Consider the following 14,390-nt stretch of genomic DNA (forward strand, 5'->3'; position numbering starts at 1 on the left):
CGACTACCGGGGCAAGACGCACCGCTGCGTGTATTATGGCAAACGTGCGCGGCCGAAAGCAAGGGAGGCTTTTGCGATGAGTGAAGAAAACAAGCTGGACATCTCACAGGTAGCCAGCACCAATTTTATCGACGAGTTTGTAAAGGAGGACATGGCCCCCGGCGGCCGTACCGAGGGCCTACAGGTACACACCCGTTTCCCGCCGGAGCCCAACGGCTACCTGCATATTGGCCATGCCAAGGCCATTTATGTGGATTTTGGCACTGCCGAACGTTTCGGGGGTATCTGCAACCTGCGCATGGATGACACCAACCCCACCAAAGAGGACGTAGAGTATGTCAACGCCATCAAGGAGGATATCCACTGGTTGGGGTATGACTGGGGCGACCGTTTCTACTATGGCTCCGACTTTTTTGAGGAGATGTACCAGGGCGCTGAGGAGCTGATCTGCAAGGGCCTGGCCTATGTGTGCGAGCTCACCCAGGAGCAGATGCGGGAAATGCGGGGCGACCTGAGCACCCCCGCCAAAAGCCCTTACCGGGACCGCCCCATTGAGGAGAGCCTGGACCTGTTCCGCCGGATGCGGGCCGGGGAGTTCGAGGACGGCCGTATGACCCTGCGGGCGAAGATCGACCTGGCCAGCGGCAACTTCAATATGCGGGACCCGGTGATCTACCGCATCAACCACACCGCCCACCACCGCACCGGGGATAAGTGGTGTATTTACCCCATGTATGACTACGCCCATCCCTTTGAAGACGCCATGGAGCACATTACCCACTCCCTGTGCAGCCTGGAGTTTGAGGACCACCGGCCCTTCTATAACTGGGTGATCGAGAACGTGACCTTGCCCTCCAAACCCCGGCAGATCGAATTCGCCCGGCTGGGCATCGACCACACCGTGATGAGCAAACGCAAGCTGCGGGCCCTGGTAGAGGGCGGCTATGTGGACGGCTGGGATGACCCCCGTATGCCCACCCTCTGCGGCCTGCGCCGGCGGGGCTATACCCCCCAGGCCATCCGCAATTTCTCCATGCGCAACGGTGTGTCTAAGGCCGCCTCCACCGTGGAGTATGCCTTTTTGGAGTACTGCCTGCGGGAGGACCTGAACGAAACCGCCCGCCGTGCCATGGCCGTACTGCACCCGGTAAAACTGGTGATCACCAATTACCCCGCGGGCCAGTCTGAAAGCTTTATGGTAGAGAACAACCCCAACTGTCCCAAAGACGGGGAGCGGGCGGTCAGCTTTTCCAGGGAAATATGGGTGGAGGCCGAAGACTTCTTGCCGGAGGCCGCCCCCAAGTTCAAGCGCCTGTACCCCGGCGGGCCGGAGTGCCGGCTAAAGGGCGCCTACCTGATCAAGTGCACAGGCTATGAAACAGACGAAACGGGCCGTGTAACAGAGATTGCCGCCGAGTACGATCCGGACAGCCGGGGCGGCGACCCTGCCGACGGCCGGAAGGTCAAGGGGGCCACCCTCCACTGGGTAGACGCCAAAACAGCGGTAGATGCCCAGGTGCGCATCTATGACAACCTGTTCACCGTCGAAAACCCGGAGGAAGGCAACTTCCTGGATTATCTGGACCCCCACTCCCTGGAGGTGCTGGAGGGCTGCAAGGTAGAGGCAGCGCTGGCCGGCGCCCGGCCGGGGGAGAGCTGGCAGTTTATGCGCCAGGGCTACTTCTGCGCCGACAGCAAGGACAGCAAGCCCGGCAATTTGGTGTTCAACCGCTCGGTCAAGCTGAAGGATAGCTTTAAACCGGGGAAATAAGCACATTCCGCCATTGGAAAACAAAAAAGCCGGAGGCTCATTGCCCCCGGCTTTTTTATGCCCTTTTATTTTTTATGCCCTTTTATATTTTTATACTTTTATACTTTTATAGTTAAACCGTGATCCAGTATCGCCGCAGCCCGTCCACCACATTTTCCAGCCGGCCGCCACAATCCTCAATGGTATGGGCAGAGGCCAGGTTGGTTTCATCGCAGCAAACCAAAACCCTGTCGATCCCCTTATCCTTGGCTTTTTCTATGCCCAGGCCCAGCATATAGGGGGCAAAATGGTTCCCCCGCAGGCTGGGCCGTATGCCGTAGCCGATATGCCCCCCGCCGCTGCGCAGGCGTTCGGTCAGGTAGTGGCGCAAATCCAAAGCGCCTGCCGGGCCATTTTCGTTGGTAAGGATGTACAGGGTGGATTTGGCATAGGTAGGTGTTGGCACTACCGTGCGCCATGCCACGGTACGCTCCATCCAGCGCGCAAAGGGCATATCTTTGGGGTCTAGCCCAAAGGGGGTCACATCGCCCTTGTCCCCCTCCACAAATTCTTTCTGCATGGTTTCCAGCAGCGGCTGGTCCACATCCTCCGGCAAAGCCAGGGAGAACCCGGCCTCCTTGGCCCGCATGGCCCAGTATTCCCAGGCCCGCAGGGAGTAGCAACACAAGTCCCTTTCCTCGCCGTTATAGATGGCGCTGCCGGTACGCAGGGTGCCTTCGTATACAAAGCCCAGTTTCTCGATAACCCGCCGGGAGCGCTGGTTGATGGTATAGTGGGTAATGGTCAGCAGCCGCAGTTTCATGGTCTGAAAGGCGTAGTCTACCACAGACCGGGCGGCCTCGGTCATCAGGCCCTGGCCCCAGTAGTCCTTGCCCAGTACATAGCCCAGGCTTTTGCAGTTCTCAATCTTGGGCCGGTGGCCGTCGCTCATTATGCCAATGGAGCCGATTACCCGCCCGGTGGCCTTGTGTTCTATGGCAATCTCAAAGCCGTCCTCCTTGCCTGCAACCCAGCGGGTGAGGATCTCACGGGACTCCTCCAGGCTCTCATGGGGTTTCCAGCCGGCCCAGGGGCCCACGTCCGGGTTTTTGGCGTAGGCGTAAAAGTCCTCCAGGTCCTCCATGCGCCAGGGCCGCAGCCGCAGGCGTCCTGTGTCGATCATCATGTTCATAACTCTCTCCTCTTTTCTGTGGGCTGTTTGTCCTGATAAGCATATCCAAAGTGGATGGGTGGCGCGGTGACGGACAGGTACACAAAGGGTTCCCCGCCGTTTTGCAGCCCGTGCACGTCCCCTTCGGCAAACCGTACCACGTCCCCTGCGTCAAAGGCCCGTTCCTGCCCACCGGCCAAAAGCAGCCTGCCGCTGCCCTGTAGGGCATACCAGACCTGCTCCGAACCGGCGTGGCTGTGCCGGGGCTGGCAAGCGCCGGGCTCCAGATGGACTTCTGTCAGAGTGACCCGCTGGCTCTGGGCGTTATCCGGGGTCAGCAGTTGGCGGGAGGACACGCCGGGATTGGCAAAAGCAGTGATGCTGGATTTTGGGATAAATTCCATGTAGATACTCCTTTCGGCTTGGGCATTTTGGGTGATGGGTGGGGCGGGCTTGCCCGGCCGTGGTGTAAAACCAGCCCCTGCTGCCGGCGCCCCTCTCGCACAGCGAAAAGAGGCGATTCCCAAGTTAAAGCAAATAGCAGGACGTAAAAGGGCTGGCAGGGGAGGGGGGACATCCCCATCCCCACAACGGCCTAAAACCTCAAAGCGCCGCCTTTTCCACCTCAAACAGGCATCTTCTGTGTCAAATACTCCACTGCGTATAAGCCCTTCGCACAGCGAAAAGCCGCCCATTTCCTGCCGTGGTAGCGCGAACCCTTGACCAGAGCGGCAGCGCCCGCCGCCCCGCACCACAGCGGCTCAATGCCCGTTTTAAACCTCAAAACGCCACCTTGCCCGGCAACACCGGGTATCTGCCCCATAATATACACGCACAACCTACCGCCTTTTCCATGGCGTCGTCCCGCTTTGGGTCTGCTGGCAAACGCAAGTCCAAGAACAAAAAACGAAACTGCAAAATAAGGCCATCACAAATGGGGAACATCCTGTTGGCCCATATCCTTTGTGGGTTTTGCTGATGGTGCCCTGTATCGGAAACGTTGCCGACAGGCCCGCTTTTCGTCAAAAACCGCCTATACCCCTGGCCCCAAAACAGACCCATGGGGCCTGTGGCCACACCAAAACTTTTACAGGGCCCGCAGGCAGCGCTGCGGGCAAGGGGTCAGGCCTGGGCCTTCAGGGCCATTGCCACCCAGCCCCGTTCCTCCCGGCGCTCTATCACTGTGTACTGGCCGCAGCGCTGCGGGCAAGGGGTCAACCGGCTTGGGCCTTCAGGGCCATTGCCACCCAACCCCGTTCCTCCCGGCGCTCTATCACCGTGTACTGGCCGCTGATGGCTGCCAGCACGTCATCCTCCCGGCTGTCAATGATCCCGCTGATAATATACACCCCGTCCGGCGTCAGGAATTTGGGCACGCTCTTGGTCAATTCAATCACAACGTCCGCCACAATGTTGGCAACAACCACCTGATATCGCCCGCTAACCCGGTCAGAAAGGTTGCCACATATGCCGGTAAACCCCGCAGCAACCCCATTGAAACGGGCGTTTTCCACGGCCGTTTTCACAGCCAGAGGGTCAATATCTACCCCTACCGCCGTGCTACCCCCCAGCAGTAGTGCCGCCACAGAGAGGATGCCGCTACCGCAGCCCATGTCCAGCATATTACAGCCTGGGGTCAGGTATTTTTCTAGTAACTCTAGGCACAGCCGGGTGGTTTCATGGGTGCCGGTCCCAAAAGCCAGGCCCGGCTCCAGGCTCAGCACAACCCGGCCCTGCGGGTCAAAATCCTCCTCCCAAATAGGCCTTATCAGTAGCCTTTCGCCTACCGGGATAGGTTTAAAATACTTTTTCCAGTTATTTAACCAGTCGTCCATCTGGCAACCGGCCTGCTCAATGGCATATGGGATAGAACAGGCCCGCAGCCGTTCCTCCAAAAAGGAAACCGCCTCAGCGGGGTTGTCTTCGGGGCTGATGTATATGTGGATGACCGCGTGCTCCCGGTCTTTTTCCAGCAACTCCTGGTCGATCAGATCAATATGGGCAATTTCCATAGCCTCTTCTTCTAAATTGGAATAGTCCTCAATATAGATACCATGAGGGACAGTCATGTTGGCGATGTCCCCGGCGGTTTCTGCCTGTGCGGCAGGCACAGTTACTTTAATCTCAGTCCAGTTTTCGCTCATTGTTATTCTCCTGACGGGTGTTTTTAGCTATTATAACCCCGCGCAAGGTGTTTTGTCAATCTTTTCGCCCAAATCTCTGGTTTTTCCCTGATTACATAAAAAGGAGTTGCCCTATGACAAAGAAAAAGTTCTTCTTCCAGGGTGCGGTGCTGACGCTGGTTTCCCTGTTTCTGCGCATTACCAATATGGGGTACCGCTCGTACCTTTCCCAACAGATCGGCGCAGAGGGCATGGGGCTTTACCAACTAATTTTTTCCATCTTTATGCTCACCGTGACCCTCTCCACCTCAGGTATCAGCCTGGCAGTTACACGCTTGGTAACAGCAGCCATAGCCGGTGGCAGGCGGCAGACGGTACGCTCGGTGGTGGCCCGATGCTTTGGGTTCTGCCTTACCATCAGTCTGTGTATTGCGCTGTGCCTATTCTTGCTGGCTGATTTTGCTGCCGTTACCTTTCTGGGCGATCCCCAAGCGGCGCCCTGCTTGCGTATACTGGGGGTCGGCTTGCCCTTTATGGCCCTGTGCACCTGCATGAAGGGCTACTTCCTGGCTGTAGACGAGTCCCTTAGTACAGCCGCCTCAGACGCCCTGGAACAGGTCTTGACCATTGCCGCCACGGTGTGTTTCTTCTGGTATTTTGCCCCCCAGAGCATTCAAGCGGCCTGTCTTGCGGCTATGGCGGCGTCTACCTTGGGGGAGGCTGTTTCCTGCGCGGCCAGTTGGTGTGCCTACCGCAAAAGCCTAAAAAAGAATACTCCCGCTGAAAAGGAGAAAAGCCGGGGTGTGCTGCGCAGCCTGCGGCATATCGCCCTGCCCTGCACCCTTAGCAGCGCGGCCCGTAGCGCCTTAAATACAGGTGAAAACCTGCTTATTCCAAGGGAGTTACAGCGTTTTGGGTTAGGTTACTCCCAGTCACTCTCTCAGTACGGTTTGTTGCAGGGCATGGCCATGCCGATGCTGTACTTCCCTTCGTCTTTCCTTACCTCTTTTGCATCGCTGCTTATCCCTAAAATTGCCCGGGAGAGGGAGTTAAGCCACGAGAAGGCAGTGGCATACATCTCCGGCCGGGCCGTACAAGCGGCGTTATGTTTTGGTATGTTCTTTTCCGCTTTGTTTTTGGCTTTTGGAGATAGCTGGGGCCGGGCTTTCTACCATAGCGAAAGCGCTGGCGCTTACCTGCGGGTGCTGGCACCCTTAGTGCCATTGACCTACCTGGATGTAGTGGTAGATAGCCTGCTGAAGGGCTTGGACGAACAATTTAACTCCATGAAGTATAACTTTGCTGATTCCCTGATTCGGGTGATTTTGGTGCTTTGCCTCCTACAGTTTTTTGGCATGGAAAGTTATGTGGCAATTCTATTTTTTAGTACGATCTTCAATGCCTCCCTGAGTTTGCACCGGCTAATGAAGGTGAGCCACCTACATATCTCGTTACCGGAGCATATTTTATTGCCGATGGCTTGCGCGGCCGGGTCGGTGGGGGTGAGCAGGATGCTGTTGGATGGGTTGGCGGCTGGTGGTTTTCTTTTGGTGCTGATGCAGACTGCCCTGTCAGCGGCACTGTTTGCAGGGGGCTACCTTAGTATAATGAAATGGATGGGGAAGAAAACAGCCCGAACCTAATGGAGAACTTTGTACAGATGCCCAGAGGGCAATGACCCTTGACAGAATCTCCAACAGGCGAAGTGAAACTGTACGCAGACAGAACGGACGTAGGCCACAGCTATAGGTCTTTGCCAAACAGGACATCCAGCCCCGGCAACAGATAGGGGCTGGATGTCCTGTTTGGGTTTGTTCGTGCTTATCACCCGGGCGGCGGCCTGTGTACTGCCGGTCAGTTGGCTTGCCTGCAAGCGGGTTCATAAAGTTTTTACAAATAACTTATTGACTTTTTCTGACCATAGTGGTACATTATAGATACAGTTTAGCACTCAATGAACCTGAGTGCTAAAATAAGCCTGCCAGGGCGGAAAGGAAGGTCTCTCCCATGGAACTTACCATGCGGAAAGAGAAAATATTGGCCGCGGTAATCACTGGCTTTATCCGCAACGGAGAGCCCGTGGGCAGCAAGGCGATCGCGGAAGAGATCGGCGTATCTTCGGCCACGGTGCGCAACGAGATGGCCAGCCTTACCGAACTAGGGCTTTTAGAGCAGCCTTATACCTCAGCCGGGCGGGTGCCTTCTCAAAAAGGGTACCGGGAGTATGTGGACCGCTTGATGGAGGTGCCTGAGCTGGAACCCCAACAGCGCTGGTGGATTGACGCCCATCTGGCGCCAGGGATGGATGACCCGGAGCAGTTGCTATCCAGGGTGGTGCAGTTGGCGGCGGGAGTAGGGCAGTGCGCTGCGCTGGTTACTACCCCCGGTGGCCCAGGGGCCAGGGTAAAGGCTGTGCAGTTGGTGCAGACCAGCCGCCGTACGGCCATGCTCTTGCTTATCAGTTCTGCCGGTACTATGAAGAGCCGGGTGTTCCGTTGCGACTATGACTTGACCACAGATATCCTCCGGGTGTTCTTCCGGGTATTCAATGAGAGGGTAACGGGCCGCACGGTAGAGGAGATCACACCTGCTTTCCTGCAAAGCCTAGGGGCCTCGCTGGGGGAGATGTACGCACTGGCAGGGGCGCCTTTGCGGGCCCTATTAGAGGTGGCGGCGGATACAGCCCACACCGAAACCCTGCTGGGCGGGCAGATGAACCTGCTGCTCTACCCGGAATTAGGGGCACTGGGTGTGCGCCGGGTGTTGGACTTCCTGGAGCAGGAAGAAAAACTGCCGGAACTGTTGGGGCGCAGGCAAACAGGGCGCCCCAAGGCCGGGCAGGTCATGGTACGCATTGGCCGGGAGTGTGGTTGCCCGGAACTGGAAGAGGCCACCTTGTTGATGTCCCAGTATAGTGTGGATGCCCAGGAGGCGGGTACATTGGGGCTTATCGGCCCGGTACGGGTAGATTACCCCCGCCTGACCGCCCTGTTGCGCTACCTGGCCGAACAGGTAAGCAGCTACCTTACCACATTGGCCCGGGAGGAGTAGGTACGCAAGGCATTAAAGTGGAAAGACAGCTTTATTTATATAGTTAAGGAAAGGAGCCATAAGGGATGAAGAGCAAGGAAGAGAAAAAACCGAAAACTAGCGAGCCTCCGGAAACGGAAACGACCCATGAGGCAGCGGAACCCACCCAGCCCCCGCAGGAGCCGGACGTGGCCGCCCAGTTGGAAAAACTTCAGGCAGAGATGGAGGAGCAGCATCAGCAGCATCTGCGCGTATTGGCAGAGTATGACAATTTCCGTAAGCGCACGGCAGCGGAAAAGACGGCGATCTACAACAACGCTGTGTCCGACACTGTGCAGGCGATTTTGTCCATTGCCGACAATATTGGCCTGGCGCTGAGCCAGGAGAACGCCTCAGCGGAGGATATGCGAAAGGGCGTGGAGATGATTGAGGCACAGATCCGGGCGGCCTTTGAAAAGCTGGGTATTGCCGAATCGGGCCAGGTGGGGGAGGTATTTGACCCCAAGTTGCACAATGCGGTGGCCCACATTGAGGACGAAAGCCTGGGTGAAAACGTGATCTCCGCCGTGTTCCAAAAGGGCTACACCCTGAGCGGCCGGGTAGTCCGCCATGCGATGGTACAGGTGGCGAATTGAGGGGAGAAGGCTTCATGGGCAAAACGTTTGCCGAAATGCAGAATATGTATCGTGACATTGTACGCCGCTTTCGTGAGATCGAGGGAAAGCCGTGGCAGGCACAAGGCGCGATGATTGAACTGACGAAACAGGTAGGTGAACTGGCCAAGCAGGTTATGCTAAAAGAGAACGATTACGCCTGGGCCGGGGAAGAGGCAGAGGTGGATCGGCGGCTGGGCATTGAGATGGCTGGCGTGATTGCCTAAGTTATGTGGCTGGCAGATCATTACCAGATTGACTTGGGGCAGGCGTTTATTGAGGCCAGAGAGGATGAGGACGCCTATCTCAGATCCAGAGGCGTATAGACTGATTGTGTCAAGCAATAAAAAATTAAAATAAATAAAATACAAGAGAGGTAATTGAACATGGCAAAAACGATTGGTATCGATTTAGGTACTACAAATTCCTGTGTAGCGGTAATTGAGGGCGGCGAGCCCGTTGTTATCGCCAATGCCGAGGGCGCCCGTACGACCCCCTCTGTGGTTGCTTTCAGCAAAACCGGCGAGCGCATGGTGGGCCAGGTGGCTAAGCGTCAGGCTATCACCAACCCGGATCGTACGATTTCCTCTATTAAGCGGGAGATGGGCAGCGCCTACAAGGTCAGCATAGACAACAAGAGTTATACACCCCAGCAGATCAGTGCCATGATCCTGCAAAAGCTGAAGGCAGACGCCGAAGCCTACTTGGGTGAGCCCGTCACCAGCGCGGTAATCACTGTGCCCGCCTACTTTACCGATGCCCAGCGCCAGGCTACCAAAGACGCTGGCACCATTGCCGGGCTGGAGGTCAAGCGTATCATCAACGAGCCCACTGCCGCAGCCCTGTCCTACGGTGTGGATAAGGATAATGACCAGAAGGTCATGGTCTATGACCTGGGCGGCGGAACCTTTGACGTGTCCATTATTGAGATGGGTGACGGTGTGCAGGAGGTACTGGCCACGGCCGGTAACAACCGTCTGGGTGGCGACGACTTTGACCAGAGGGTGATTGATTGGATCGTAGGCAGCTTTAAGGTAGAGCAGGGCGTTGATCTGGCCGGGGACAAAATGGCGATGCAGCGCATTAAAGAGGCGGCTGAAAAGGCAAAGATTGAACTTTCCGGCGTTACGACTGCGGCTATCAACCTGCCCTTTATTTCCGCTGACGCCTCTGGCCCCAAGCACCTGGACATGACCTTGAGCCGGGCTAAGTTTAACGAGCTGACTGCCGATCTGGTGGAAAAAACTATGGGGCCTGTGCGCCAGGCCTTGCAGGATAGCGGCCTGTCCATTGGGGAGATTACAAAGGTATTGCTGGTAGGCGGTTCTTCCCGTATTCCGGCTGTGCAAGAGGCAGTAAAGAACTTTATTGGCAAGGATCCCTTTAAGGGGATCAACCCTGACGAGTGCGTGGCGATCGGCGCGGCTATCCAGGCGGGCGTACTGGGCGGCGAGGTACAGGGCCTGCTGCTGTTGGACGTAACCCCCCTGAGCCTGGGCGTAGAAACGATGGGCGGCGTTATGACCCGCATTATTGAGCGCAACACCACCATTCCTACCAAGAAGAGCCAGGTGTTTTCTACTGCGGCTGATGGCCAGACCCAGGTAGAGGTTCATGTGCTCCAGGGTGAGCGTGACTTTGCCAAAGATAACAAATCCCTGGGCGAGTTCCGGCTGGATGGTATCGCTCCTGCACCCCGGGGCATCCCTCAGATCGAAGTTACTTTTGACATTGACGCCAACGGTATCGTAAACGTTTCCGCCAAAGACCTGGGCACCGGTAAAGAGCAGCATATTACCATCACCTCCAGCTCCAATATGAGCAAGGATGATATTGACAAGGCTGTAAAAGAGGCCGAGCAGTTTGCCGAGGCAGACAAAAAGCGCAGGGAAGAGGTAGACACCAAAAACAATGCCGAGAACCTCTGCTATTCTGCGGAGAAGATGATTGCCGACAGCGGCGACAAGCTGCCTGAGGCGGAGAAGAACGAGGTAAACGTAAAGGTAGCCGCCCTGCGGGACAAACTGCAAACCGGTTCTGTGGAGGAACTGAAGGCCGGCATGGACGACCTGCAAAAGGCTATCTATGCTGCCAGTGAAAAACTCTACCAGCAGGCAGCGCCTCAGGGAGGCCAGGGTGGCCCCCAGGGCCCGGTAGGCGGGGATCCCAGCGCTCCCGGCAACGATGGTAATGTCTACGACGCGGACTTTAAAGACGTAAACTAAGGCCCGGCTGGGTGCGCAGGAGTTGATTTGAGTGGCAGAAAAAAGAGATTACTATGAGGTGCTGGGCATCCAGAAGTCAGCCTCGGAGGACGAAATAAAGAAAGCCTACCGCCAGCTTGCCAAAAAGTACCACCCGGATTTGAACCCCGGTGACAAAGGGGCCGAGGGGAAATTCAAGGAGGTCAACGAGGCCTACGAGGTGCTGTCAGACAGTGGCAAGCGGGCCCGGTACGACCAGTTTGGCCATGCAGGTGTTGACCCCAACTTCGGGGGCGGCGCAGGGGGCGGGAACCCCTTCCAAGGTGCGGGCTTTGACATCAGTGATATTTTTGATAGCTTTTTCGGCGGTGGTTTTGGCGGCGGAGGCCGGCGGGGTAATCCCAATGCTCCCCGCCAGGGTGGCGATGTGCAGGCCAACCTTGCTATCAGTTTTGAGGAGGCCGCCAAGGGCTGCAAAAAGAATGTAGAGTACCAGCAGATAGAGAATTGCGCGGACTGCCATGGAACCGGTGCAGCAGAGGGCACCAGCCCCAAGACCTGCCCCAACTGTAACGGTAGCGGCCAGGTGCGGGTAAGCCAGCGTACACCTTTTGGGGTAATGCAGTCCAGCCAGACTTGTGACCGCTGTCGGGGGACAGGGAAGATTATCGAAAAGCCCTGCCCCACCTGTGACGGCAAGGGTAAGGTGCGCCGCCGCAAAACGATAGAGGTTTCGGTGCCGGCCGGCATTGCTGACGAACAGATTTTAAATGTGAGCGGTAAGGGCAATGCAGGCAGCAATGGTGGCCCCAACGGCGACTTGCACGTGTATGTGTCGGTACGGCCCCATCCCATCTTTCAGCGCCGTGGTAATGATGTGTGGTGTGAGATGCCCATCACATTTACCCAGGCAGCCCTGGGGGCGGATGTAGAAGTGCCCACCCTGGACGGCAAAGTAAGTTACCACGTGCATGAGGGTACCCAGCCTGGCGATGTTTTCCGTTTGAAAGGGAAAGGCATCCAAAACTTGCACAATGCCCGGTTCCGAGGGGATCAATACGTGCAGGTAACGGTCGAAATCCCTAAAAACCTGAATAAGCGCCAGAAAGAAATTCTGGCTGAACTGGATAAGAATACGGACGACAAGAATTATCAGAAGAGAAAAAGTTTTTTCTCCAAGCTGAAGAGTATGTTTGAAGATTAAGCAAAAGCCCTGTTGGCAGGCTGTTAAAGCATCTGCTAACAGGGCTTTTTTGTGATAGGGAGTGCCCGCTGGCGGCCTAACCGCCCAAAGCCAGCGTTACACGGGTAATACCAAGAGGATCCAGAGATTTAATGTATCCTGCGGCTGAGAATTCTTTTGGGCCCTTGTGGGGCAAATTTACAGCTTGATTTTCGTCCAGTTTCCCTTCCTGAAACGGATAAACGTTAGCACAAACCGAAGTGCTTGGTCACAGAAGGTGCCAAGCCAGGCGCCGATCAGGCCAATCCCCAACGGGTAACATAGCAGCCAACTGATACCAGGCCGGATGCAAGTAACACTCACCAGCGAAACCAGTGCCGTAAACCGGGTATCCCCGGCTCCGCGCAAAGCCCCGAACAGTGTGACCTGCTCGATCTGGAAAATAAGCGTGATACTTAACAACCGCATGATCACTGTGCCATACTCTAAGATTGGTGCCTCTTGCGAGAAAAGCATGAAAATCTGTTTGCCACATACAAAGTAAAGTATCGATACCGCCGCGGCACACAGCAGCCCCAGCTTTTGACATACATTGCCGTAAATTTTCGCCATATCCGCCCGTCCCCGGCCCAGGCTCTGGCCAATCAATGTAACCGATGCCACCGAGAGCCCGTCACCAAAGGAGAAAGACATACTCATCAGGTTCATGCCAATCTGATGGGCGGCCATTTCCGTGGTACCCAGATGGGCTACTGTCATGGCAAACAGCAAAAAGCCTACCCGTAGGCAAAGCTGTTCTACCAGTGCGCTGGAGCCCACGTTCAGCAGCGAGTGGACGCTCACCCGATCGGCAATCCACCCCTTTACCGCGCGGAGGTTGATAAATCCATCTTTGCGCAGCACAGAGGCAATACTCAGCGTGCAGGCGCAAACCGTGCCGATTACCGTAGCCAAAGCGGCCCCCCGGATGCCCAATGCCGGAAAGCCAAACTTCCCCCCAATCAACAGGTAATTGAAGATAACGTTTACCGTGTTGGAAATGATGTTGGTCAGCATGGCGATGCGGGTGTTCCCGGCACCCCGCTGCGCAGCGTTCAGCATCAGCGAAATGGTGGAGAACCCCAGCCCTCCCATAATAATCTGTAAGTACTGTACGGCATATTCATGGGTGTCAGCCTGCGACCCCACCATCCGTACAATCGGGCTGGCAAACACCATAAAGAGCGCGCTGATTACGGCAGTGAGGGCAACTGTAATCAGCAGCGCCATGCGTACAATGCGGTTGGCGCTTTCCCGGTCGCCCGCTCCTTTGCGCCGGGCAACCAGCGCGGATACCGCCACGTTCAAGGACAGGAAGAAAGCCAGGCCCAAAAACTTGGGCTGGGTGGTCAAACCAACCGCTGCAATAGCATAGGAACCCAGCGAACCTACCATGATGGTGTCTACCATGCCTGCCAAACATACGAAAAAAGATTCCAGCACCGACGGCCAGGCCACGTCCAACGCGTCACGGATGATCCGCCGGTTAGGAGGGATTTCCCCTATATCCATGCCCTTACAGATTTTCTGGGCGTTAATCAGTTGCAATTTTCCCACACTCCCATAAAATAGTTGTTTATGCAATTATTATAAACCTTTCTTATGAGAATTGCAAGCCCTTACACTGTCCCCAACAGAGCGCCTTTCAAAGCCACATAATATCCTTGTGCACGGGCTGTTTTTAGACTTGGAAAAGTAATAAGTTATTTAGGAAATAAACAGACAAGTAAAAGCATAGAGATAAAGGGAAACAGGGATATAAAGGGAAGGTGGGAAAACCTGTTAAGGGTTAGGCGCTCTTTATTGAAGAGTGGTTTCTTTACAAAGGCTGTCTTAGTCAGAATAGACGATTTTCTTATTGAAATTATCGATAAATAGTTATCGATAACGATTGTGCGGATATATAAATTTTCCATTTGCAAATTTGGACGAAAAATGCTAGAATAATGACAGAGTTTCCACTATAAACACAATTTGGAGGTCAAGATCATGAAAGTAACTGTATGCATCGGCAGCTCCTGCCATATCAAAGGCTCCCGTCAGGTGGTAGAGCAGCTCCAGCAGCTTATTGCGGACAACGGCTTAAAGGACAAGGTGGACCTGGCCGGCACCTTCTGCATGGGCAAATGCCAGCAGGGCGTCTGCGTTACGGTAGATGACGAGTTCCACTCCGTGTCCCCCGAAACCGCCGAAACATTTTTTGAGACCCACATCAAGGCAAAGGTCTGAGCCCTGAA

General features: G+C 55.6%; 12 protein-coding genes. 8 read left to right on the top strand and 4 right to left on the bottom strand.

Features of this window, described 5'->3' with window-relative positions:
• Positions 1-76: 76 nt before the first annotated feature.
• Complete coding sequence (locus U8U01_RS04295) at positions 77-1,771, top strand: glutamine--tRNA ligase/YqeY domain fusion protein (RefSeq protein ID WP_322171223.1); 1,695 nt, start codon at positions 77-79, stop codon at positions 1,769-1,771.
• A 112-nt stretch (positions 1,772-1,883) separates the two neighbouring features.
• On the opposite strand, the gene U8U01_RS04300 is transcribed toward U8U01_RS04295, so the two are convergent.
• The 3 genes from U8U01_RS04300 to prmA form a co-directional block, all read right to left on the bottom strand.
• Positions 1,884-2,942, bottom strand: a complete 1,059-nt coding sequence (locus U8U01_RS04300; protein ID WP_322170845.1) for a GNAT family N-acetyltransferase — start codon at positions 2,940-2,942, stop codon at positions 1,884-1,886.
• On the bottom strand, positions 2,939-3,325 hold the full coding sequence (locus tag U8U01_RS04305) for a cupin domain-containing protein (RefSeq protein ID WP_322170848.1): 387 nt from the start codon (positions 3,323-3,325) through the stop codon (positions 2,939-2,941). The genes U8U01_RS04300 and U8U01_RS04305 overlap by 4 nt, the downstream gene beginning before the upstream one ends.
• A gap of 810 nt (positions 3,326-4,135) precedes the next feature.
• Entirely contained in the window at positions 4,136-5,065 is a 930-nt protein-coding gene (prmA, locus tag U8U01_RS04310) for a 50S ribosomal protein L11 methyltransferase (RefSeq protein ID WP_322170850.1), read from the bottom strand.
• A gap of 113 nt (positions 5,066-5,178) precedes the next feature.
• Between prmA and U8U01_RS04315 the strand changes: the two genes are divergently transcribed.
• The 6 genes from U8U01_RS04315 to dnaJ all read left to right on the top strand — a co-directional run bounded on the left by U8U01_RS04315 (position 5,179) and on the right by dnaJ (position 12,135).
• The gene (locus U8U01_RS04315) at positions 5,179-6,687 is read left to right on the top strand and encodes an oligosaccharide flippase family protein (RefSeq protein WP_322170852.1); all 1,509 of its coding nucleotides are present in this window, start codon (positions 5,179-5,181) and stop codon (positions 6,685-6,687) included.
• 364 nt (positions 6,688-7,051) lie between these two features.
• On the top strand, positions 7,052-8,095 hold the full coding sequence (gene hrcA / locus U8U01_RS04320; RefSeq protein ID WP_322170854.1) for a heat-inducible transcriptional repressor HrcA: 1,044 nt from the start codon (positions 7,052-7,054) through the stop codon (positions 8,093-8,095).
• 65 nt (positions 8,096-8,160) lie between these two features.
• Positions 8,161-8,709, top strand: coding sequence for a nucleotide exchange factor GrpE (locus U8U01_RS04325; protein WP_322170857.1), 549 nt, complete (start codon positions 8,161-8,163; stop codon positions 8,707-8,709).
• Between the two features lie 14 nt (positions 8,710-8,723).
• Positions 8,724-8,954, top strand: a complete 231-nt coding sequence (locus U8U01_RS04330; protein ID WP_322170860.1) for a hypothetical protein — start codon at positions 8,724-8,726, stop codon at positions 8,952-8,954.
• A 159-nt stretch (positions 8,955-9,113) separates the two neighbouring features.
• Positions 9,114-10,952 carry a molecular chaperone DnaK gene (gene dnaK / locus U8U01_RS04335; RefSeq protein ID WP_322170863.1) on the top strand — a complete coding sequence of 613 codons (1,839 nt, stop codon included), beginning with the start codon at positions 9,114-9,116 and terminating at the stop codon, positions 10,950-10,952.
• Between the two features lie 31 nt (positions 10,953-10,983).
• Positions 10,984-12,135, top strand: a complete 1,152-nt coding sequence (gene dnaJ, locus U8U01_RS04340; protein WP_322170866.1) for a molecular chaperone DnaJ — start codon at positions 10,984-10,986, stop codon at positions 12,133-12,135.
• A gap of 177 nt (positions 12,136-12,312) precedes the next feature.
• Here the strand turns inward: dnaJ and U8U01_RS04345 are convergent, their stop codons facing one another.
• A complete protein-coding gene (locus U8U01_RS04345; RefSeq protein WP_322170868.1) occupies positions 12,313-13,701 on the bottom strand; it encodes an MATE family efflux transporter in 1,389 nt (462 codons plus the stop codon).
• A 441-nt stretch (positions 13,702-14,142) separates the two neighbouring features.
• Between U8U01_RS04345 and U8U01_RS04350 the strand changes: the two genes are divergently transcribed.
• Complete coding sequence (locus U8U01_RS04350; RefSeq protein ID WP_322170870.1) at positions 14,143-14,382, top strand: (2Fe-2S) ferredoxin domain-containing protein; 240 nt, start codon at positions 14,143-14,145, stop codon at positions 14,380-14,382.
• Positions 14,383-14,390 lie beyond the last annotated feature (8 nt).

The organism is Acutalibacter caecimuris, assembly GCF_034335085.1.
GTDB classification, from domain to species: Bacteria; Bacillota; Clostridia; order Oscillospirales; family Acutalibacteraceae; genus Acutalibacter; species Acutalibacter caecimuris.

Excerpts from the sequence above, each read along its gene's own strand:
- U8U01_RS04295 (WP_322171223.1), top strand. The coding sequence starts at position 77 with ATGAGTGAAGAAAACAAGCTGGACATCTCACAGGTAGCCAGCACCAAT.
- U8U01_RS04300 (WP_322170845.1), bottom strand. The coding sequence starts at position 2,942 with ATGAACATGATGATCGACACAGGACGCCTGCGGCTGCGGCCCTGGCGC.
- U8U01_RS04305 (WP_322170848.1), bottom strand. The coding sequence starts at position 3,325 with ATGGAATTTATCCCAAAATCCAGCATCACTGCTTTTGCCAATCCCGGC.
- prmA (WP_322170850.1), bottom strand. The coding sequence starts at position 5,065 with ATGAGCGAAAACTGGACTGAGATTAAAGTAACTGTGCCTGCCGCACAG.
- U8U01_RS04315 (WP_322170852.1), top strand. The coding sequence starts at position 5,179 with ATGACAAAGAAAAAGTTCTTCTTCCAGGGTGCGGTGCTGACGCTGGTT.
- hrcA (WP_322170854.1), top strand. The coding sequence starts at position 7,052 with ATGGAACTTACCATGCGGAAAGAGAAAATATTGGCCGCGGTAATCACT.
- U8U01_RS04325 (WP_322170857.1), top strand. The coding sequence starts at position 8,161 with ATGAAGAGCAAGGAAGAGAAAAAACCGAAAACTAGCGAGCCTCCGGAA.
- U8U01_RS04330 (WP_322170860.1), top strand. The coding sequence starts at position 8,724 with ATGGGCAAAACGTTTGCCGAAATGCAGAATATGTATCGTGACATTGTA.
- dnaK (WP_322170863.1), top strand. The coding sequence starts at position 9,114 with ATGGCAAAAACGATTGGTATCGATTTAGGTACTACAAATTCCTGTGTA.
- U8U01_RS04350 (WP_322170870.1), top strand. The coding sequence starts at position 14,143 with ATGAAAGTAACTGTATGCATCGGCAGCTCCTGCCATATCAAAGGCTCC.